Origin of the sequence: Micrococcus sp. TCR-5 (genome assembly GCF_052220525.1) — a bacterium.
Taxonomy (GTDB): Bacteria; Actinomycetota; Actinomycetes; order Actinomycetales; family Micrococcaceae; genus Micrococcus; species Micrococcus luteus.
The window spans coordinates 1-588 of the sequence record NZ_JBQPDO010000044.1; the positions used below are offsets into that span (position 1 = coordinate 1).

The 588-nt window shown below is 66.3% G+C and carries 1 pseudogene; it reads left to right on the plus strand.

The annotated features are described in order from the left end of the window. A pseudogene (locus ACTSKS_RS11030) lies at window positions 1-588 on the plus strand (IS256-like element ISMlu11 family transposase); the annotation flags it as partial.

The following is a 588-nucleotide window of genomic DNA, read 5'->3' on the forward strand; positions in this document are numbered from 1 at the left end:
CGCCGTGAGCGAAGAGGTCCTGGCGTGGCAGTCGCGGCCGCTGGAGGAGTTCTATCCGGTGATCTATCTCGACGCAATCCGGATCAAGATCCGAGAGAACAGCCAGGTCCTCAACCGTGCCGCCTACATCGCCGTCGGCGTGGACCTCGAGGGCATCAAGCACGTGCTGGGGATCTGGGTCCAGGACACCGAGGGCTCGGCGTTCTGGGCCCACGTCTGCGCCGATCTCGCCAACCGGGGCGTGCAGGACGTGCTGATCGTGTGCTGCGACGGGCTCAAGGGCCTGCCGGAGGCGATCGAGGCGACGTGGCCGGACTCGATGGTCCAGACCTGCGTGGTTCACCTGATCCGGGCCGCGATGCGGTTCGTGGCCTACCAGGACCGCAAGAAGGTCGCCGCCGCGCTGAAGCCGATCTACACCGCCCCCAACGAAGAGACCGCGAGGAAGGCGCTGGCCGAGTTCGAGGCCTCCGAGCTCGGCACGAAGTACCCGTCTGCAGCCGCGACCTGGGCGAACTCCTGGGAGCGGTTCATCCCGTTCCTGCAGTTCCCACCCATGCTCCGCAAGGTCATCTACACGACCAACAG